A 21,206-nucleotide genomic window follows, 5' to 3' on the forward strand; every position below is an offset into this window, starting at 1 on the left:
CAATAAAAGAACTATATATAGCAAATAAATATTATATATATAATTAATCATACTAAAGAAACAGTTCTTTTGATAGCCCTTTCTCATAAAAAGAGCAGCTAGGCATTTCTGCCTAACTGCTTTACTCATACTCGCTAGTTACCTAATAAAACTGGCGTTAGATTCATGGATGATTTTAGATTTTCTCTTCATGCTTTACCGGACAGCTTTGGTGGCAATCAGAACAACTGCCTTTTTTGACCATTCGATAAAGCACTTTTCCTGCATAGCCAAAGATCACTAGACTTAAAAGAATCGTTGCAATCATTTTTCGCCTCCTACTACTTCTCCGACTACTTGTAATAGTGGTGAATTTTTTTGTTGGGGTCTCTTTATCAGAGCAAACAGCAACAAACCAAGAACAATCAACGCTGCCAAGGTTCCTACTGTCAGTTGCCCTCCTTCAAAGAAGATATGCCCGAATTGGTAAACAATCAGACTTGCACAATAAGCCAGTCCACACTGATAACTAATAGCCAACCAAGTCCACTTGCTATCCCCCATTTCACGATGGATCGCGCCGATGGCCGCAAAACAAGGGGCACACAATAAGTTAAAAATCAAAAAGGAGTAGGCGGCTACTGGGGTGTAATCGCCTCGCAGCACTTGCCAGATCTCTGTACCGGTTTCAGAAACCCCACTTTGGCCGTACAAAATCCCAAAAGTCCCGATGACATTTTCTTTTGCCACCAATCCTGTAATGGTCGCCACGGCACCTCGCCAAGTGCCCCAGCCTAGTGGCGCAAAAATCGGTGCTAACAAACGGCCGAAAAAGGCTAAGATGCTTTCTTCTTCCCCCACTCGATCAAAGGTAAAGTTGTAGCTAGAAGTAAACCAGATAAAGATACATGCAACGAAGATGATCGTTCCGGCTTTTTTGATGAAAGCTACGGCCCGATCAATCGCACTTTTCAACACGGTTCCTAGTTGCGGCAAATGATAGGCAGGCAATTCCATGATAAAAGGCGCTGGATGGCCGGCAAAGAGAGCGGTCTTTTTCAATGCAATGCCTGATAAAACAATGGCTCCCATCCCAATGAAGTAAGCCGATGGTGCGACCCATGAGCTTTCGGGAAAGAACGCCCCGGAAATCAGTGCAATGATTGGCAGTTTGGCAGAACAAGGCATAAAAGTCGTAACCATAACGGTCAAACGACGATCTTTTTCATTTTCGATGGTTCGGCTCGCCATGACTCCTGGAACCCCACAGCCAGTAGCGATCAGCATCGGAATGAAGGATTTCCCAGATAAGCCAAACTTCCGGAACAAACGATCCATCACAAAAGCGATTCGTGCCATGTAGCCACAATCTTCTAATAAAGCCAAACAAAAAAAGAGCACAAAAATTTGAGGGACAAATCCAAGGACAGCCCCGACACCTGCCACGATCCCATCTTGGATCAATTCTTGCAGCCATTGTGCCACCTGCCATTGGTTCATCAACTGCTGTAGAATATCCGGAACCCAACTGCCAAATAACACATCATTGACCCAGTCTGTGCCCATCGTGCCAATCGTTTGGATGGATAAGAAGTAGATTCCCCACATGAAAAAGGCAAAAATCGGTAGTGCCAGTAGGCGGTGGGTCAACACACGGTCGATTTTATCACTTAAGGACAAGCGGTATTCCTCTTCCTTGATCGTTGCTAAAGCCAACAACTGCTGAATGAATTCATACCGTTCGTTTACTATAATCGCATCACTGCGCTCGTCAAAAATCATTTCCGTGATTTTGATAATTTCCGCTAATTCTTTTTCATTGCTCGGCGTCAAAGTGACTTGTTGACGAATCAATTCATCGCCTTCAAACAGTTTGATGGCAATCCAACGTCGTTTGCTTTCAGAAATCTCTTCGGGCAAAAGGGCCTTGATCTCTGCTAAGGCAGCCTCCAAACGGGAATCATAGACAACCACTGAGTCGCCATTCCCAGCTTTTTTCTTTGCGGCATCAATCAGCTTATTCAATCCATGTTGTTTTAAAGCACTGAAGCCAACAACAGGTACGCCTAGACCATAGGACAGCTTCTCAAAGTTGATCTGGATCCCTTTGCGCTTTAAAAGATCGATCATATTGATTCCCACTATTGTAGGCAGACCCATTTCCAACAATTGTAAAGTGAGGTAGAGATTCCGCTCCAAGTTCGTTCCATCAACGATATCTAAGACAGCATCGATGGGGGCTTCTGCCAAATAATTTCTCGAGATCACTTCTTCAGGAGTATAAGGAGACAATGAATAGATACCCGGCAAATCCTGGATCGTGATTTCTTTGGCTTTACGGAGCTTTCCTGATTTTCGTTCGACTGTCACTCCCGGCCAGTTCCCAACGGTTTGCTTGGCCCCCGTCAGTTGGTTGAAGGTGCTAGTTTTGCCGCTATTGGGATTGCCGACTAATGCGAATTGATAGGTCATTCCTCTACTCCTTTTTCAACAAAGACGAAAGCTGCTTCTTGTTTTCTCAGCGACAATTCATACCCTCTTAAGCGAATCTCGATCGGATCACCTAGTGGCGCTAGTTTCACGATATGAATCGGCACATTCTTGGTGATCCCCATATCCATCAATCGCCGCCGCAAAGCACCAGTCGTTGCAATTTTTACCACCTTGCCCTGCTCTCCTACATGTAATTGATCTAGAGAAGTCAAAACCGTCTGCTGTTGTCTTTCGGACACGTCAATCTGCTCCATGACGCTGGCATCCAATGCGATCCGGTTGTCCCGATGCAAGATGATGCCGCTTTTGCGGTTTTTTTGAACCATGAGAATGTCAACGCCTACCCGAAGACCCAAATCATTTAAATGCGCCGTGACGTTCTTTGGTGTCGCGATCGCTTCGATTTGGTATATTTTGGAAGCCTCTGTTTGCGCCATTTTCATGATTTCTTCCTCCTCTTGTGAAAGATTCCTATTATTTATCCGTTCAATTGAGAATGATTATCATTATAATAGAGCGATTTAGGACTAAAGTCAATCTGTTTCACAGATGAACTTGAAAGTTCGTTCACAATTCAAATTTTTTTTACTCACATCCATTGCATATTCTCGGATCTTTTTGGCTAAAAATCGCGATTTCCTAGGAAAAATCGGCTTTTTTCGGTTGTATAAAAACCAGACAAACACTATAAATAGTGTATGTAATTTTCACAAGCACTAGATATAGTGTTTTTTCGTTGACTTTCTCCTAGACTTATTTATACTAGATTTATAACTACTACTGACTCGGAGGAAATCATTATGAATATTAAACTATTTTCAAAAAACAACTGTATGCAATGTAAAATGGCAAAACGCTTTTTAAGCGATAATCATATTTCTTTTGAAGAAATCAATATTGACAACCAGCCTGAAGCAATTGAGTTTTTGAAAGAACAAGGATTCCAAAGCGTTCCGATCATCACTTCTGATGCACAAACAATCATTGGCTTCCGTCCGGATCAATTACGTCAATTGGCCAGCTAAGCAGTAACTTAACCAATGTGTTTTTGGAGGATTTGTCAGTCGTCAAGACCTGCAGATCCTTTTTTATACGATCAAAACAAGGAAAGAGGTTGCCTTTTATGAGCTTAAAAGAAATCAAGGATGTAAGCTATTTTAAATTGAATAATGAAATCAACCGCCCCGTTGATGGACAGATCCCTCTACACAAAGATAAAGAAGCACTAGCGGCTTTTTTCAAAGAAAATGTTGAGCCAAATACGATGACTTTCGATACAGTTACTGACAAAATCAATTACTTGATTGAACATGACTACTTAGAAGAAGCTTTCATTCGTAAGTATCGTCCTGCGTTTATCGAAGAACTTTATCAGTTTCTATCTGAACAGCATTTTACCTTCAAGTCCTTCATGGCAGCGTACAAATTTTATTCTCAATATGCATTGAAAACCAATGACGGAACAGCCTATTTGGAAAGTTATGAAGACCGTGTGGCATTCAATGCTCTCTATTTTGCAGATGGCGATGAAGAATTAGCTTTGGCTTTGGCTGATGAAATGATCTATCAGCGTTATCAACCGGCAACGCCTTCTTTCTTGAATGCTGGCCGCAAACGCCGAGGTGAATTGGTCTCTTGTTTCTTGATCCAGTTGACCGACGATATGAACGCAATCGGTCGGGGGATCAATTCCGCATTGCAACTTTCTCGGATCGGCGGCGGCGTAGGGATCACGTTGTCTAACTTGCGGGAAGCTGGCGCGCCTATCAAAGGTTACGAAGGAGCTGCTAGCGGTGTGATGCCAGTCATGAAATTGTTCGAAGATAGCTTTAGCTACTCCAATCAACTAGGACAGCGTCAAGGTGCTGGTGTCGTCTATCTCAACGTGTTCCATCCAGATATCATCAGTTTCTTATCTGCCAAAAAAGAAAATGCGGATGAAAAAATCCGGGTCAAGACTCTTTCTCTTGGTGTGATCGTTCCTGATAAATTCTATGAATTGACCCGTAAAAATGAAGATATGTATTTATTCAGCCCATATAGTGTCGAAAAAGAATACGGTATCCCGTTCTCTTATATCGACATCACCAAAGAATACGACAATTTAGTCATGAATCCTAAAATTCGTAAAACCAAAATCAAAGCCCGGGATCTTGAAAACGAAATTTCGAAATTGCAACAAGAATCCGGCTATCCTTATATCATCAATATTGATACGGCCAATCGTTCCAACCCAATCGACGGCAAGATCATTATGAGTAACCTTTGTTCCGAGATCCTCCAAGTGCAAGAACCTTCTGTGATCAACGGCAAGCAAGAATATGAAGTACTTGGTACCGACATTAGTTGTAATCTTGGTTCAACAAACATCGTCAATTTGATGGACAGTCCTGATTTTGGAAAATCCGTCCGTGCCATGACTCGCGCGTTGACTTTTGTTACAGATGCTTCTGACATCGACGTTGTTCCTTCTATTCAAAATGGAAATGCGTTGAACCATACGATTGGTTTAGGTGCAATGGGCTTGCATACCTATTTTGCGAAGAATCAAATGGAATATGGTTCTCCTGAATCATTAGAATTCACAGACTTATACTTTATGTTGCTCAACTACTGGACACTTGTAGAAAGCAATAACATCGCCAAAGAACGGGGCGAAGTGTTCCATAACTTTGAGAAATCAGCTTATGCGGATGGCAGCTATTTCACAGACTATATCACAGGGGATTACCAACCAAAATCAGACAAAATCAAAGCGTTATTCGACGGTGTCTTTATTCCTTCTGGAGAAGATTGGGCCGCATTGGCAGAAGCAGTCAAAAAAGACGGCTTGTACCACCAAAACCGTTTAGCCGTTGCGCCAAATGGTTCTATCTCTTATATCAATGATACAAGTGCGAGTATCCATCCAATCACACGAATGATCGAAGAACGGCAAGAAAAGAAAATTGGGAAGATTTACTATCCTGCACCTTACTTGAGCAATGATACGATTGGTTACTATCGCTCAGCCTATGATATGGATATGCGTAAAGTTATCGATGTTTATGCAACTGCACAAAAACACGTGGATCAAGGAATGAGTATGACCCTCTTCATGCGCTCAGATATTCCAGAAGGGCTCTATGAATGGAAAGAAACCAGTAAACAGACAACCCGTGACTTGAACATTCTGCGTCATTATGCGTTCCATAAAGGGATCAAATCGATTTATTATGTACGGACCTTTACGGATGACGCAGAAGAAATCGGCAGCAATCAATGCGAAAGCTGTGTGATTTAATCACGCACGCTAAGCTAAGCACTGACTAAGAACAAAAAAACTACCTGATTGAATCAAATGTCTTCACCAAAGCATGATCGAGATGGATTAGAGATCCTCCCGAAAGGTTGAAGGCATTTGCGACTGACAATCAGGTAGGCTCCTTTTGTTCTTGTCTCTGGTATCAAGACTACTATTGGAGGAACCTAAGATGGGCAAAACTTATTACGAAGCAATCAACTGGAATGCGATTGAAGACATCATCGATAAATCAACTTGGGAAAAGCTGACAGAACAATTCTGGCTAGATACGCGTATTCCATTATCCAATGATTTAGATGATTGGCGGACACTTTCAGATCTAGAAAAAACAACGGTTGGTTATGTATTTGGCGGGCTAACACTGCTCGATACGGTTCAATCAGAAAGCGGAATGGATCAGCTGCGTAAAGACGTACGCACGCCCCATGAAGAAGCTGTTTTGAACAATATTCAATTCATGGAATCTGTCCATGCCAAAAGTTATTCTTCTATCTTTAGCACATTGAATACAAAAGCCGAGATCGATGAAATCTTTGAATGGACCAATACGAATCCCTATCTGCAAAAAAAAGCAGAACGTATCAATGAGATCTATAAGAACGGGACTCCCCTTGAAAAGAAAATTGCGAGTGTTTTTCTAGAAACGTTTCTTTTTTATTCCGGTTTTTATACACCGCTCTATTATTTAGGCAATAATAAATTGGCTAACGTTGCAGAGATCATTAAACTGATTATCCGTGATGAATCGGTACATGGAACGTATATCGGCTACAAATTCCAATTAGGTTTCAATGAGCTTCCTGAAGAAGAACAACAGCGTTTGAAGGACTGGATGTACGATTTGTTGTATGAATTGTATGAAAATGAAGAACGGTACACCGAAGAATTGTATGACGCGATCGGCTGGACGGAAGAAGTCAAAACCTTCTTGCGCTACAATGCAAACAAAGCATTGATGAACTTAGGCCAAGATCCCCTGTTTCCAGATACGGCCAATGATGTCAATCCGATCGTAATGAATGGTATCTCTACCGGAACCAGCAATCACGATTTCTTCTCTCAAGTGGGGAATGGCTATCTATTAGGAACGGTAGAAGCAATGAAAGATGATGACTATTTCATCGGTCTAGGAGATTAAAAAAAGTTGACCTTTTATTAGGGTCAACTTTTTTTCGCGTTTTGAAGCCTTACAGCATCACATTTTTAAGGAAGTCGAGAGTTTCATCCAAACATTTCTTTGATTCTTCTAGCGAATAATCAAATTGGTATTCATGATTGACTGCCTCAGGAACATCTTTGTAAAAGAGAGATTTAACTGGCACATCTAGCTCTTGAAGCTTCTGATCAAAAGCGATTCCTTGATCCTGGAAAGAATAGGCATTGCCATCCGTGATATAGGTTGGCGGAAATTCTTTGGTCAATTTATTGACTAATGACACTTGCTGCAATTCTTTACTGTTTTTCCAATCTTTGGTTCCTAATAAAGACCACGCGACTGTTTTAACAAAGAATTTCATGAAGCGATCATCAGAAGTTTGATGAGCCATTTGCTTCAAGTCAACAGGTCCGCAATAAGAAATGAATCCTTTTATATCTCCTGATGGGATCACTTGCGTCATCTTCATATCTTTGGCGTAATCCGAATTGGTTTGGATCGCTAAGAATTGCCCAGCAATCTGTGAGCCGGCAGAGTCTCCACCAAAAATGACTTTTTTAAAGTCTAACATTGGATATTGCGCTGCCTCTTTCTTGATTGATTGATAGGCTTGATTGATTTGTTTGACTTGCCCTGGGTATTCTAGACTAGGAGCCCACTCATAGTTCAATGAAACCACTGCCACTTGTCCGCGATCTGCTAAGTAGGTCGCAAATTCTTTGGCCCCTTCCTTATCACCACCGACGTAACCACCACCATGCACCCAGAAAACAACTGGTACTTTCGAAGCACCTTGGGGATAATAGAGGTCAAATGTACTACGATCATAGTCAGAAGTATAGGTCAGATCATTTTTTACCGTCACATGAGGCAAACTTTTTTGATACGCGGTTTCATCTGTGATCTTCACCTCGTCATTAAACATTTTTCCAATCAGATAGGCCCCTGGACGAGGTGACACTTGAAAAGCAATCAGTACAACTAGTGCTAGTGCTACTAGAATACCGACAAGCCATAAACAAACACGCAAAATTTTTTTCACATACATGCTCCTTTGCTCTTTTTTCAGCTTCTTTATTTAACCACTTTTGCTGGAAGAATTCAATCAAACGCTGGAAGAATTCAATCAAACGAAGGAATTTATCAAAAAAAAGAAACGATAGCCATCTAGCAGATCGCTATCGTTTAAAAGATCAATGAGTCAATTAGAGCGGTAAAATCATGAATAGTCCGGCTGCCAATGCTGCACCGATAAAAGGTCCAATGATTGGTACAAACGCATATCCCCAGTCAGATGTTCCTTTATTTTTGATGGGCAAAATTTGATGGGCGATCCGCGGACCTAAATCTCGAGCTGGGTTGATGGCATATCCTGTCGGTCCGCCTAAAGAAAGACCGATCGCCAAAATCAAGATTCCGACTACGATTGGGTTCAAGCCATCCGTAAAGGTATTTGCACCAAATGCCAACAAGCCAAATACTAAAACAAACGTACCGATCACTTCGGTCATCGTATTCGCGGCTAAGTTACGAACGGCAGGTCCAGTGGCAAATGTCCCTAAAATAGCGCCTTGATCTTCTGTTTCATCCCATAACGGCAAGTAATTGAGCCAAACAAGAATTGCACCGACGATCCCGCCTGCTAACTGTGCTAACATGAAAGGTACCGCCAATCCCCAAGAAAAATTACCCGTCATTGCCATTCCCAACGTTACAGCAGGGTTCAAATGGGCAGGTCCCATGAAACCAGAGGCATAAACAGCAATCGTCACAGCTGTTGCCCAGCCTGTCGCGATCACGATCCAGCCGGAAGCTTCTGCTTTACTCTTTTTAAGGTTGACTGCCGCACAAACACCATCCCCCAGTAAAACTAAAATTGCCGTTCCCAGAAATTCACTAAAGATTTGTGTTGCATCACTCATATCATTCTCCTCCTTTTAAGGCACTCAAATCTGATTCCGCAATTACTTGATCCAATTCTTCGGCATACATTTGCTTGTCTGCAGCTGTCCATTCAAAATAATCCGCCATTGCATCGATCACACCAACTTTGATCTGATCCAACGTATCTCGCATAAAGAGAACATGATTGGTTCGTCGCAATAAATAATCCACAGGGGTCAGAACCAGTTCTTCTTGCAAGGCATAATTCAATGCCGTGCTTTCTTTTTCGTCCAGCCCCGCAAACGTGGTTTTATAGGTAAGGACTATCGGTAAGTTTGAACCGTAAAGATCGGCCAAGTATCGCGCATCTTCAGGGGAAAAACCGGCAGTTTCGGCGGTTTTCGCCAATTGCGCCAGTTCGTCCTCGACATTGGTCGGATCAATTTCGCCGCCAGATACCGGATAACGCGTGGAATCCACTAATTCAAACTGCTGCCCTTTTGCAGCCAGTAATTCATTGATTCGTTTGACGGCGCCTTCAGCCATTAACCGATAATCTGTAATCTTGCCTCCGGCCAGTGTCAACAGTCCGTCTTGAGACATTTCCAAGCTGCTGCCCCGAGAAACTTGTGAAGGATCCACACTGCTGGCTTCTAGACGTTCCTCTGCTTGTTTGATCGCCTTTTCGACTTGCGGGCGTTTGCGGTGATCGTCCAAATACGCTTCTACAGTTTGCACGATTTGATCAAAGCTTTCATCCGAAAGTTTGCTCTTAGCTCCGCCGTTGTAATCAGAACCGCCATTAGCCGTAATCAGCGGGCGTAACCCCGCCCAGCTAGCTTCAATATCATCCAGTTGGATCGCAGCTTCTGGAAAGCGATGGTTGATGATCTCTAAAAGATAATCGACGTCTTCTTGCGTAACAGTCGGATGGGCAAAATCGCCCGTGTAATCCGTATCTGTCGTACCAAAATACGTCTTGTTCTCCCTAGGAACCACAAAAACCATCCGACCATCATTCTTGCCAGTATCAAAATAAGTTGGCTGAGGTACTTTCAGCTTTTCACGATCCACCACTAAATGGACACCTTTGGTTGGGCGCATTTGCGGCGGTAAGTTATCATTGCTATCTAATTCTCGAACGATATCAGACCATGGTCCAGTGGTATTGATCACAACTTTCGCATGGATGGCGAATTGTTCTTTCGTTAATTGATCTTCTACTTGAACACCATTGATTTTTCCTTGTTCATCATGAAGCATACCAACAACTTTGGCTTTGCTGATCATTGCAGCACCATCTTGATGGGCCCGTTTGATATTTTCGATCACTAAACGGGCATCGTTGTTGCGGAAATCCAGATAGACTCCGCCTCCGGTCAAGTTCTCATGTTGCAGTTGCGGTTCTCGTTCCAATACTTCTTCTTTCGTCAACGTATAATTGGCATATTTACTATCTGTTACATTTGCCAGACGATCATACAAATCCATGGCAATCTTGACAGAAAAAAGATTGAAGGTTGCACCGGGCTCATCGTAGATAGGTAAAAGCATGGGATCTGGTTTAGGAATATGGGGAGCGATCTGTTGCACGATCGCTCGTTCCCTCACTGTATCTGCCACAACTTCGACATCAAATGTTTTCAAATAGCGGATGCCCCCATGAACCAGTTTCGTCGAACGAGAGGAGGTTCCTTCAGCAAAATCCTGCATTTCTACCAAAATCGTTTTCATGCCGGCAGCTGCCGTTTGCACGGCGACTCCAGCACCAGTGATTCCGCCACCAATGATCAATACATCATAGGTCGTATTTTTTGCTTCTGCTAGGGCTTGTTGCCGATCTTTATAAGAAAAAGTCATGGCTTACTCGCCTTCTTTCTTCACTTTGAATTTAAACATCTGAGTCGCTGCCACTGCTTGTTTCCATCCTTCATAAAGGTTCTCACGTTCATCAGCTGGCATTTCTGGTGTAAAGAGTTGACCATCTTCTGCCATTGCTTTCAATTCGTCGAGGTCTTTCCAGAAGCCGACGGCCAAGCCAGCTAAATAAGCCGCCCCCAGTGCTGTCGTTTCAAGATTGGCTGCCCGTTGTACTTCAATATCTAAGATATCTGCTTGGAATTGCATCAAAAGATCATTTTTAGCAGCCCCGCCATCCACTTTCAACAATGGGATATCGATCCCTGAATCTTTTTTCATGGTATCGATGACATCCTTCGATTGATAAGCGACAGCCTGCAAGGTCGCCCGCACGAAGTCTTCTTTCGTTGTCCCGCGGGTCAAGCCAAAAACTGCTCCCCGAGCATCAGAATCCCAATAAGGTGCACCTAATCCCGTAAAGGCTGGTACGACATAGACTTCATTGTCGCCAGTCGCTTTTGCCGCTAATTCTTCAGATTGCGGAGACGTCTCGATCATACGTAAGCCATCCCGCAACCATTGGATCGCTGAGCCGGCAACAAAAATACTACCTTCCAATGCGTAGTATACTTTACCATTGATTCCATAGCCGATCGTGGTCAACAGATCATTGTCGGATAATTGTGGTTCCTCTCCGGTATTCATAACGATAAACGCCCCTGTACCGTACGTATTTTTGATCATGCCTTTTTCAAAAGCCATTTGCCCAAAGAGAGCAGCCTGTTGGTCCCCTGCCATCCCAGCAATCGGTACTTCACTGCCATAAAAATGATAGCTGCGAGTATGGCCGTAAACTTCGGAGTTGCTTTTGACTTCCGGCAACATGGATGCTGGAATATTTAACAAATCCAAAATTTCTTGATCCCATTCTAAACGATGGATGTTATAAAGCATGGTCCGACTCGCATTGGAGTAATCCGTCACGTGGACTTGCCCATCTGTCAGTTTCCAGACAAGCCACGAATCAATGGTACCGAATAGTAGATCTCCATTCTCTGCTTTTTCTTGTGCACCTTCCACATTATCAAGCAGCCAGCGGATTTTCGTAGCAGAGAAGTAAGCATCGATCACTAACCCTGTCTTTTCATGGATCATGTCTGTATGTCCGTCGGCTTTCAATTGGTCAGCAATCGGAGAAGATTGGCGCGATTGCCAAACGATCGCATTGGCGATCGGTTGACCGGTATTTTTATCCCAAACAACTGTTGTTTCCCGTTGGTTGGTAATCCCGATTCCGGCGATTGCTTCAGGTCGAATCCCAGATTCGATAAAGGCTCCCGCGATAACTGATTGAACAGAGTTCCAGATTTCATTGGCATTGTGTTCTACCCAACCAGATTTTGGAAAATATTGGGGAAATTCCTTTTGCGAACTACCGACATTTTGTCCGTTGCGGTCAAAAATAATTGCTCTTGAGCTTGTAGTTCCTTGATCGATTGCCATAATATAGTTTTTCTCTGCCATGTTTCTCTCTCCTTTTAAATGGTTGATTTATTCTTTTGATACCGTTTTCTTACATTTATCTTACTCGAATTACCTGTAGTGATCTCGTCAACTTTTTAGAGATTTTCTAAGAAATTGACGAAATCTGGAAAAACGCCATTAGTTGAAGCGTTCGCGAATCATCTTTTTGATTTTTTCTCGATCGTAAGTCGTCCCTAACTCACTGATCCGATATGTAGGAATCGATGTTTCAATCGGATAATTCGTCAAGATCAGATCATAGTCTTGTTCTTTAGCATAGCGCTCAACGACGACCCCATTCAAATTTTTTAAGTACAGCAGCCACATATAAAAGACTGCCTCTTTGAAAAGTGCATCCATATTCAACGCGATGCCTACCCGAAATTCCCGATTGATTTGGTAATCAATGATCGTCAGGACACTCAAATATTTGACCATGGTCATCATATACAATGTATTTTCTTCTGATGCTTCCAGCTTCATTTCTTGTACAGCAGTATTCAATAAACGTTCACTGATCTGGCGAATATTACGACTTGAGAGTTTTGCTTCTAATTGCCAAATATTTTCTCGATCAAAAACTTCGACATCTCCTTTGAAAAAATACAAACGACTATGGATCTGAGAAAGATGAAAATAACAATTGGCTTCGATTTCTTGCGGGACAGCCGGTCGATACAAATGCAGGATATGTTCCAAGATCAGCGTATCGGTAAGTGCTGTCGGCGTAAATCGGGAGCGTTGCAGCATGTACTGGCGAAAATCTTGTTCAGAGAAAACGGAAAAGGAAAGCAAGAAAACAAAATGGAGCATCGCCTCTTCTTCACGAACTTCCAGTGCATAATGCCCAAAACTGCGAAAGACAAGTTCCCGCAGTTGCTGATACAATGGATCTTTCTCATAAAATGCCATGTTTTCCCGTAGTCTTTGAAACGATTGTCCGGACGCTTTCAAACGATACTTCATGATCTTCAGCCACAAACTGACCCGTTGCTGTGCTTCCTCGGTAAAGGTCAGATTGAGCCCACGAGCGATCAGTCCCACAAATTTTGTATCAATCGGTAATGGCTGACTCTTGAAAGAATTTAAGTACCAAAGCAGCTGAAAATAAAAATAGCGAATCTGAGCTTCTTCTCCCATGAGTTTCCCCTGCCAAATCTCTAATCCAAATTCTGCCAACACTTGATTCAATTCTTTGATTTTGCGAAACAGGGAGGATTCACTAATCATTAATTTTTGCGCTAACGGAATCGTGGCGATTTCTTGATTGATCAATACATGTTCCAGCACTTGAAATTTGATCGACGAGTGGTAGAACACATATTCAATCTGATTCAACGAGAACTCTGGGCTCGTTTCTAGAACTAATGATGAACCTTGATAAAAAAGATGGCATTGATCAGAATAAGGAGCTAAATATAGAAATAACTCATCAACATATTTTTCTAAGGATGGTTTGCTGATCCTAAGGTAAGCAGCCATCTCATGAAGCTCTAGTTCACCTCCAACTAGAAGCAGCTTTTTCAGTAGCTGTAATTGCTTGGCTTCTTTTTTTTCTAATAATTGTTCAAATTTCATTGGCAGCACTTCCTAAAGCAATCGCATTGGACAGTTCAAAGACATCAGTAAAATGAGGATGAAAAAAGAAATCTTTTTGCGCTAACTCTGACAATGTGCTCTCCTTTTCAATGGCAAATGCCAGCAGGTTGATTTTTTCTAAGAGATTGTACTTTGACAGTAACTGAGCGCCCAATACTTGCCCGCTTGTCTTGGCAATGATCAGTTTCCCGTGGATCGGTGTGTCATCTACTAATGAAGCTTTAGCGGTAAATTTTTTGACGGTAATTTCTTGTTCATAAAAGAAGCGATCTGATTCAGTCATTCCTGTACTAGCCAGATACCAGCCAAACAGATGGGTTCCCACTGTCCGTAAGCCGCCGCGAAAAGGTTCTTTTTTCTCTTGCAAATTATGCGCAGCAGCGATTCCGGAACGAACTGCATTGTTTACCAATGGCATATAAGCCGTATCCCGTGTAATTGGACTGTAGATCTGAATCAAGTCACCGACAGCAAAAATACCCTTTTCGGAAGTTTCCAAATAAGCATCCGTCCAAATCGTATGATCACTGTGCAAGCGCAGCTGCTGAAATGCTGGGTGCGGCCGCGGTCGGACATTGACGGTCGTCAATGCAAGCGCGCTGAGCAATGTCCGATTGGCGGTCTCCACTCGGAAGCCTGTTTCCGTGGATTCAATGGCAATGGTAGGTTCTGCCAGATAAAGCTGCAGATTTTTTATTTGTGCTAATTCATCTAAAAAAGGAGCCAGAAACGATTGATCAAAATATTTGAATAAAGGATACGTCATTGATTCCACTAGTTGGACTTGTTTTCCTAGCGCCGTTAATGTGTTGGCTGCTTCCATACCTGCTTGTCCAGCCCCAACGATCGTAATCGTTTCTGCCTGATCTAATTCCTGAATAAATTGCTTGGCAGCGCCGTAATCTTTATAGGTCAATGCGGCTTCATTCATCGGTAAGAGAATTTCTGATTCTTGTGCAGATCCTGCTGCTAAGATCAACCGATCATAAGCGATTCTGCGCTGATCTGTTTGAACGAAATGGTTCTTAGGATCAAGTTTCAACATTGTTTCTTGCAATGCTACTTGAATGTCCAGCTGCTCAAGCTGTTCCTTGGAGCAAAAGAATGCGTCTTGCAACGAAGGAATCTTGCCTTCTAAATACAGGAGCATCCCGCTGGGAATAAACCCGATATGGGCTTTTTTTTCAATCAATACGATTTCAGATTCTGGATAGATTTTGCGTGCTTCGATGGCGCAGCTGATCCCTCCGAATGAACCGCCGATGATCACGATTTTCATACACTCACCTCTTAGTCTAAGCTTAAATGAAACGCTCTCATTTGACGAGTAAAATGCTGTCAGCAACGAAAAAAAGCTACATACAAGTTTGCTTTATGCTAAACTGATGAAAAAAGCGAGGTGGAAGCTGTGGTCTTTTTCTATCAATTTTTACTGGGACTGATCTGTAGTGCATTTGTAGCAGGATCCGCTTTTATTTTGCAGTGGTTGTCTTTATCCGGTGCTTTAGCAGCTGCCTTAAGTGGGACGATCATCATTGCTTTGGGACCTTGGTTCAGTATCTTTTTAGTTGGTTTCTTTTTTGCCAGCTCTGGGATCATCAATCACTTAAAGAAAAAAAACTCAGCCGATGATCTGGTGATCAAAGGTGCGCGCCGCGATGCCATCCAAGTGCTGGCTAATTTATCGCCTAGTTTATTGGCATTGATCGGTTACGCCTCTTTCAACAATGAGAACTATCTCTGGGCATTTATTGTCGGGATCGCTAGCTGTACCGCCGACACTTGGGGATCAGAGATCGGTGTTTTGAGCAAAAAGGCACCCCGGAATCTCTTAACGGGAAAAAAATTACCTGCGGGTCTTTCTGGCGGTGTCAGCCTCCTAGGTACCATTGCTTCTTTTGCGGGCAGCGGCGGTATCGTTTTACTTCTGGCGATCTGTCTCTGGCTCAGCGGCCAACCGCTCTCTTTGACAGCATTGATTTGGGTACTCTTGTTAGGATTTAGCGGTAGTATAATCGATAGTTTATTGGGAGCAACGATTCAAGTACGTTACCAATGCACGGTTTGTCATCAATTTACCGAACAAAAAAGCCATCACCAGCAGCCAACGAAAAAAGTGCATGGCTATGCTTTGATCACAAATGAAGCAGTCAACTTTCTTAGCAATCTAGCGATTGTCGGGATCGCATGTTTCTTTCCTAACTAAAAAAGTACTGCCAAAGGTGTGACCTTTGGCAGTACTTTTTTAACTAACATCAACCAACCGCAGCTTAGTGATATTTTTATAAACTGATAATTCTTCGATAACATCAGAGAAACTCAGCCCCCACGGTAAGTTGATCGTATAAATATTGGTATAGATCCGATAGTCCTCCATGAACTTCACATCAAAGTTGACATCTTCGATCACGATTTTTCGATCAAGAAAATACTCTGTCAAAAATTCCTTTGTTTCCGCACGATGAATGTATTGAATCTCCAATTTTTTGGCTGTCGGGACTCGCACAATTCGCTTGATCACCGTCAGTGCAAAAAAGATCCCGGCAAAACTAGTAATCGAAATCGCATAAAATCCCATGCCGATCGCAATCCCTAAGCCAGCAATCGCCCATAATGAAGCAGCTGTCGTCAATCCAGTTACCGAGCGTTTTGTCACGATAATCGTCCCGGCACCCAAAAAACCAACCCCACTTACCACTTGTGCGATCAATCGAGCTTCATCTGAACGAATGACCCCTGCGAGATCTGGATGATTCAACGCATCACGCATCGCCCCACTAGCGATCTCTACTTGGATCAATGCAATGACACATGCCCCCATACAGACTAAAATATGGGTCCGTAATCCCGCTGGTCGACTTTTGTACTGTCGCTCAAAACCGATAGCGCCTCCCATGACCATTGCTAAAACGAGTCTAAGAATAATTTCTGGAATCGATAAGACCATATCAACCATTGAAACACCCCTTTTCAACTATACCATCTATTTTTAAAAATGAAAAAAGGAAGGTCCAAATTCCGCAACCCATCTTTAAGCTGTATTCCATGAAAAATAAAAAAACCGAAGAATCATCGAAAATACCAACTTTTCATCCGACTGGATGAAATGGGGAAGTAGCTGGTTTTTCCGATGTTCATTCGGATTTTGTCGATTAGATTGGACGCTCTGCCAACTAATTGATGTTAGAGATTGGCTGCCGCTGCTTCATCCACGATGACTGTGACATCTGGATGATTTTGCAAAGCAGATGCAGGCAGATCCGTCGTTACCGGACCTTCAATCATCCCTTGGATTGCGTCCGCTTTAGCTGGTCCAAAGGCCATTAAAATAATTTTTTTACCTTTCAAAATTGAACCGATGCCCATTGAGATTGCAGTAGTGGGTACATCTTCTACCTTGTCAAAATAGCGTTTGTTGGCATTGATCGTTGATTCAGTCAAATCAACGACTGATGTTGTGCCATCAAAAGATGCCCCAGGTTCATTGAAGCCAATGTGACCGTTCTGGCCAATTCCTAAGATTTGGATGTCAACTGGATGTTCCGCGATCACTTCATCGTATCGTTTGCATTCCGCTTGCAAATCTTCGGCTTTTCCATTCGGTACAAAGGTTTCCTTGAATGGTTTTTTGTCAAATAAATGAGCATTCATAAAGTGGCGATAACTTTGATCATCTTCGCCGCCAAGTCCGACATATTCATCTAAATTAACAGAAGTCATGTTTGAAAAATCGACATCGCTAGCTGTCATCTCTGCATACAATGTTTCTGGCGTACTGCCTGTCGCCAATCCAAGAACTTTAGCGCCGTTTTCAACGCCTTGCTGAATCAATTCAAATGCCTTTTTCCCACCTTCAGCTGCATCTTTCACGCGAATAATTTCCATGATACGCTCCTCATTTCGTTTTGGTATAGTCCAATGATACCACACTCTCATTTTTTTGACAAGAATTAGTCTAGACCATAACAAAAAAACAGCTGCATATTTCATGCAACTGTTTTTGCTGATTACCAGTTTGTGTAAACGTCGATTCCGCTGTGACCAACGCCTGTATCATAGACTTTGTAGGCACCCAAAGAAGATTGCCCTGTTGAGCCTTTGGCTTGATTGTCACTAGCTACAACGATATAACCATCTGCATCACGGATCGTTCCGTCAGCGGCAACATGTCGGCCAGGAATATTTAAGCCGCCACCAGCTAATACTTTTTGTGAATAATAAGATTCTCTGACACCATTATAGTAATTGATACCGTCCACTGGATTCAAGACTCCTGAACCAGTACTTGGTGTACTTGCAGCGCTAGTGCTAGCAGTGTTTGATTGTGTAGCTGCCGGCGCTGTTTCAGTTTGCGTTTGCGCTGTTTCTGTCGTTTCTTGCGCGCGTGTCATCGGTTGTGCATCACTAAAAATCAGCAATGTTTCGCCATCAAAAATCAAATTAGGGTCTTGAATGGATTCATTCAATGCTAAAAGGTCATCCACTGTCGTACCATATTCAGTTGCTAATCCTGACAGTGTGTCTCCTGGAGCAACCACATGGGTTTGTTCCTCTGCAGATGCAACAGTGCCTCCGATAAATAAACCTAGTCCTGCAACAGCTGTGAATACAAATTTTTTCAAATGAAAAAACCTCTCTTTTTGTGTATTTGTACCTCTCCCCAGGCACAAATAAAAGATTAACATTACAATATTGCAAAATGATTTCAATTCTATTTTCTTCTATCACAATTCCTCGACAGAAAATTACAGCTATATTTTCATGTAAATAATCAAAAGCTTACAATAGTGTTATCTTTTTCAATGAATTTTTTAAGCTAGTCCGTGTTATAGTCGTCTCAGCAAAAAAGAAATGAGGGTTAATTATGAAAAAAATGATGCTTGCTCTTCTTGTAGTCGCACTTGGTGTAGGAGGCTATTTTAGTTATAAATACTATTCTGAGACCTATCAAGGAGTCACTGCCTATGCACGCACACCAAAAGAAACACCTGAAAGGAAACAAACAGTAGACGGTTCAGGAAAAAAAATCGAAGGCTATTCTTCTTATAAATATACGTTTGAATTTGTTAAAGAAAATGGCGAAAGACAAGAAATGACCTATGAATTGTCTGGTGAAGATATCCAGCCTTATGCTCCTAACACACTAGTTAAAGCAGAGATCAGTCAAAAACGTATCATCTCCGGACCGAATAAGGTCGCTGAAAAAGATGTGCCAGCTGATGTATTAAAAAAATTAAATGCACAAAAATAACATTTTTCATTGATAAAATTGATTTTTTTCAAAAACCAAAAACTTCTGAACTCAAGAGTAACTGTCTTCTCCACTCTGCTTTCAGGAGTTTTTTTATTTATACATTGTTTTAATAATAATATTCAATCCCTCTTATAACCTTACTGTGACGGGGTTTATCAAGGTGCATTCCTCCGTGCCAGAAAATCACCGCAATTTTCCTCAGTCTGTAAACCAAGATTTCATTTCTTAAGCAAAAACAATCATGCCTAATGCTCGAATCATTGAAATAACAAATCCTACTGTTGACCTCTGAATAAAAATTTGCTAAATTATTTTCTGCCTTTTGGTAATTTTTTTTTAGGAGTGTGAACATGCCTTTTGTTGTATATTTTTTTCTTTCTTTATTAATCATTTATATCCCTTTTCCCACAGCACTTTTGTTCTTTCAACAGCTTGCCGAACAACATGATACCATCACGGCTTTAAACAAACTATTATTACTTTTTTGTGTCCTACTCGATTATTACATCAGCTATCATCTACTAAAAAGATGCCAAGTAAAAGCGAGTAGTTATCTTATCTTGATTCTCATGAATCTTGGTGAATTACTCATACATATCTACCTTTACCAGCGTTACGGAACTGTCAATTTAACGATTATCTTACTTTTTCAACTCTTTCTATTGTTCTGTATGTTTGTTTTTCCTTGCTTCAAAAAATTTAGATGTTACATATTTGAATAAACAAAGGTTTATTGATTACTTGATGAGTAGTGAAGAAACTTTTAGTTCCAGTAGTTTCTTCACTTTTTTGTTTTAACAGTTGTTTGAAAAAAATAGAACCATCCAATTGTAAGAAAACTCGAAAAAAGAGTTCGATAACTTGTGGGACTGAACTATCTTTTACTAATAGGCCTAAAGCCCTATATATTTTTAGAAAGTTATAATTTAAACTAATCTAAAAAGGATGTGTGAATATGTTAAAAGTATTAGTCTTTTGCATAGCCGTAGCTATAATCATTGCCCTGTATTCGAATAAAAATCGCTCGAAGAAATAGAAGTTCTTTCTATTTCTTTTTTATTTCGTCGGATAGTGAAATTATTTATTTCGACTTTCTTTGGCATTATTTTTTCACATTGAAAATAAAGTATGATATGCTGTTCAAAAGGAGTGAGCACTTTGAAAAGAAAAACTAGTTTCTACCTTTACCTGCTAGCCGCTTGTGTAAACTTTATAGCAGCTTTTTTATTTTTAGCTTCAATTGGTGCCATTCCAAAAATTGCAGGGCTTTTATTTTTTGCGAGCTTTTGTGTCCACCTAATACGAGCAATAAAACTTAAAAACTCTGAAAAGCAAAACTGATTCTGATTTCATCTCGTTAGTTGCCTGATTTGGTGAATAACTGATTAAGTATCAATTTTTTTTGATATTATTTATTTATCATGGTATTCTTTTTATAGAGGTGATTAGATGAAAAAGAATAGTGTTTGGTTAAAACCTTGGAAAATTATGTTGATTGTTCTCGCTTTTTTTGCTGGTTCCTTTATTGCAAAAATGGTCTTTTCTTTATTTTTTGTACACATGTAATAACTTTGAGCCGCCCATAATCCTTATCCAAAGAACGCTTTCTTTTAATGAGGCCGTAAAGTATTCAAATGGTTTGGTGTATCCTTAGCAGTCTTTTTTTATTCTCGCTTTCGCTACTTACGAAGTTGACAAGAAGAAATAAACAGATTACATCAGCAAAAGGTAACTCTTGAGTTGCCTTTTTATTTTTTCAGATCAGAATAATTAATTGCGATGATCATCTCTTTTAATAGAAAAATATTTGGTGAATCGACTATTTTCATTTGAAGTTACTTTCATCCGATAACAACATCTAACAGACTATAAGATTTGTTCAGAATATTCAGACTAAAGTATCGATTATTGCTTTATCCTTATGGATGTTATTATGACAAAATTACACGAATAAAAATGGCTCAACCGCCTATATATTTCAAACTTATTTGAGAACTGATCCAGTGACTGGAAAATAAAAAAAAGACAACTCATCGAGGTTTCAAAACTCGGCAAGAAGCTACAGCTTGATTTGTCTCATTTAACTCTATAACCAATATATGCGACTATCATTTTCGATAGTAATGTACCATTTGATCATTTTTTCAATTAGC

Annotated in this window: 19 protein-coding genes; 7 read left to right on the forward strand and 12 right to left on the reverse strand. The window is 41.2% G+C overall.

Going from position 1 to position 21,206, the window contains the following annotated elements; translation table 11 throughout:
- Positions 1 to 175 precede the first annotated feature (175 nt).
- Genes HED61_RS16320 through HED61_RS16330 form a run of 3 tightly spaced genes read right to left on the reverse strand, consistent with a single transcriptional unit; the run spans position 176 to position 2,915 of the window.
- Positions 176 to 307, reverse strand: coding sequence for a FeoB-associated Cys-rich membrane protein (locus HED61_RS16320; protein ID WP_071870149.1), 132 nt, complete (start codon positions 305 to 307; stop codon positions 176 to 178).
- The gene (feoB, locus tag HED61_RS16325) at positions 304 to 2,451 is read right to left on the reverse strand and encodes a ferrous iron transport protein B (RefSeq protein ID WP_219645062.1); all 2,148 of its coding nucleotides are present in this window, start codon (positions 2,449 to 2,451) and stop codon (positions 304 to 306) included. The genes HED61_RS16320 and feoB overlap by 4 nt, the downstream gene beginning before the upstream one ends.
- Positions 2,448 to 2,915 carry a ferrous iron transport protein A gene (locus HED61_RS16330; RefSeq protein ID WP_138371580.1) on the reverse strand — a complete coding sequence of 156 codons (468 nt, stop codon included), beginning with the start codon at positions 2,913 to 2,915 and terminating at the stop codon, positions 2,448 to 2,450. Before HED61_RS16330 ends, feoB begins: the two co-directional genes overlap by 4 nt.
- Before the next feature lie 357 nt (positions 2,916 to 3,272).
- On the opposite strand from HED61_RS16330, the gene nrdH reads away from it, so the two are divergent.
- The 3 genes from nrdH (at position 3,273) to nrdF (ending at position 6,914) form a co-directional block, all read left to right on the forward strand.
- A complete protein-coding gene (gene nrdH / locus HED61_RS16335) occupies positions 3,273 to 3,497 on the forward strand; it encodes a glutaredoxin-like protein NrdH (RefSeq protein ID WP_003127409.1) in 225 nt (74 codons plus the stop codon).
- Positions 3,498 to 3,595: 98 nt separating this feature from the next.
- On the forward strand, positions 3,596 to 5,755 hold the full coding sequence (gene nrdE / locus HED61_RS16340; protein WP_103300584.1) for a class 1b ribonucleoside-diphosphate reductase subunit alpha: 2,160 nt from the start codon (positions 3,596 to 3,598) through the stop codon (positions 5,753 to 5,755).
- Positions 5,756 to 5,945: 190 nt separating this feature from the next.
- Positions 5,946 to 6,914 (forward strand): class 1b ribonucleoside-diphosphate reductase subunit beta, encoded by a 969-nt coding sequence (gene nrdF / locus HED61_RS16345; protein WP_003127406.1) that lies wholly within the window; start codon positions 5,946 to 5,948, stop codon positions 6,912 to 6,914.
- 49 nt (positions 6,915 to 6,963) lie between these two features.
- On the opposite strand, the gene HED61_RS16350 is transcribed toward nrdF, so the two are convergent.
- The 6 genes from HED61_RS16350 to HED61_RS16375 form a co-directional block, all read right to left on the reverse strand.
- Positions 6,964 to 7,980, reverse strand: coding sequence for an alpha/beta hydrolase (locus HED61_RS16350; protein WP_219645061.1), 1,017 nt, complete (start codon positions 7,978 to 7,980; stop codon positions 6,964 to 6,966).
- Between the two features lie 157 nt (positions 7,981 to 8,137).
- On the reverse strand, positions 8,138 to 8,854 hold the full coding sequence (locus HED61_RS16355; RefSeq protein WP_003127404.1) for an MIP/aquaporin family protein: 717 nt from the start codon (positions 8,852 to 8,854) through the stop codon (positions 8,138 to 8,140).
- A 1-nt stretch (position 8,855) separates the two neighbouring features.
- Positions 8,856 to 10,676 (reverse strand): type 1 glycerol-3-phosphate oxidase, encoded by a 1,821-nt coding sequence (gene glpO, locus HED61_RS16360; RefSeq protein ID WP_219645060.1) that lies wholly within the window; start codon positions 10,674 to 10,676, stop codon positions 8,856 to 8,858.
- A 3-nt stretch (positions 10,677 to 10,679) separates the two neighbouring features.
- Positions 10,680 to 12,200: a glycerol kinase GlpK gene (gene glpK, locus HED61_RS16365; protein ID WP_003127402.1), complete on the reverse strand. Its 1,521-nt coding sequence runs from the start codon at positions 12,198 to 12,200 to the stop codon at positions 10,680 to 10,682.
- A gap of 138 nt (positions 12,201 to 12,338) precedes the next feature.
- Positions 12,339 to 13,778 carry a helix-turn-helix domain-containing protein gene (locus HED61_RS16370; RefSeq protein WP_208774663.1) on the reverse strand — a complete coding sequence of 480 codons (1,440 nt, stop codon included), beginning with the start codon at positions 13,776 to 13,778 and terminating at the stop codon, positions 12,339 to 12,341.
- Entirely contained in the window at positions 13,768 to 15,078 is a 1,311-nt protein-coding gene (locus HED61_RS16375; RefSeq protein ID WP_138371576.1) for an NAD(P)/FAD-dependent oxidoreductase, read from the reverse strand. The genes HED61_RS16370 and HED61_RS16375 overlap by 11 nt, the downstream gene beginning before the upstream one ends.
- A gap of 129 nt (positions 15,079 to 15,207) precedes the next feature.
- Between HED61_RS16375 and HED61_RS16380 the strand changes: the two genes are divergently transcribed.
- Positions 15,208 to 16,005, forward strand: a complete 798-nt coding sequence (locus HED61_RS16380; protein ID WP_103300579.1) for a DUF92 domain-containing protein — start codon at positions 15,208 to 15,210, stop codon at positions 16,003 to 16,005.
- 39 nt (positions 16,006 to 16,044) lie between these two features.
- Here the strand turns inward: HED61_RS16380 and HED61_RS16385 are convergent, their stop codons facing one another.
- From HED61_RS16385 to HED61_RS16395, 3 genes are all read right to left on the reverse strand, one after another.
- Positions 16,045 to 16,755: an MgtC/SapB family protein gene (locus HED61_RS16385; protein ID WP_005471648.1), complete on the reverse strand. Its 711-nt coding sequence runs from the start codon at positions 16,753 to 16,755 to the stop codon at positions 16,045 to 16,047.
- A gap of 227 nt (positions 16,756 to 16,982) precedes the next feature.
- The gene (gene nagB, locus HED61_RS16390; protein WP_003127396.1) at positions 16,983 to 17,684 is read right to left on the reverse strand and encodes a glucosamine-6-phosphate deaminase; all 702 of its coding nucleotides are present in this window, start codon (positions 17,682 to 17,684) and stop codon (positions 16,983 to 16,985) included.
- A 122-nt stretch (positions 17,685 to 17,806) separates the two neighbouring features.
- Positions 17,807 to 18,421 (reverse strand): LysM peptidoglycan-binding domain-containing protein, encoded by a 615-nt coding sequence (locus tag HED61_RS16395; RefSeq protein WP_219645059.1) that lies wholly within the window; start codon positions 18,419 to 18,421, stop codon positions 17,807 to 17,809.
- A 242-nt stretch (positions 18,422 to 18,663) separates the two neighbouring features.
- Between HED61_RS16395 and HED61_RS16400 the strand changes: the two genes are divergently transcribed.
- The 3 genes from HED61_RS16400 (at position 18,664) to HED61_RS16410 (ending at position 20,394) form a co-directional block, all read left to right on the forward strand.
- On the forward strand, positions 18,664 to 19,050 hold the full coding sequence (locus HED61_RS16400) for a YxeA family protein (protein WP_219645058.1): 387 nt from the start codon (positions 18,664 to 18,666) through the stop codon (positions 19,048 to 19,050).
- Between the two features lie 353 nt (positions 19,051 to 19,403).
- Positions 19,404 to 19,775 (forward strand): hypothetical protein, encoded by a 372-nt coding sequence (locus HED61_RS16405; RefSeq protein WP_138371574.1) that lies wholly within the window; start codon positions 19,404 to 19,406, stop codon positions 19,773 to 19,775.
- A 436-nt stretch (positions 19,776 to 20,211) separates the two neighbouring features.
- A complete protein-coding gene (locus HED61_RS16410; protein ID WP_103300576.1) occupies positions 20,212 to 20,394 on the forward strand; it encodes a hypothetical protein in 183 nt (60 codons plus the stop codon).
- Positions 20,395 to 21,206 lie beyond the last annotated feature (812 nt).

It is taken from the genome of Enterococcus gallinarum (assembly GCF_021496385.1).
In the GTDB taxonomy this organism is placed as follows: domain Bacteria; phylum Bacillota; class Bacilli; order Lactobacillales; family Enterococcaceae; genus Enterococcus_D; species Enterococcus_D gallinarum.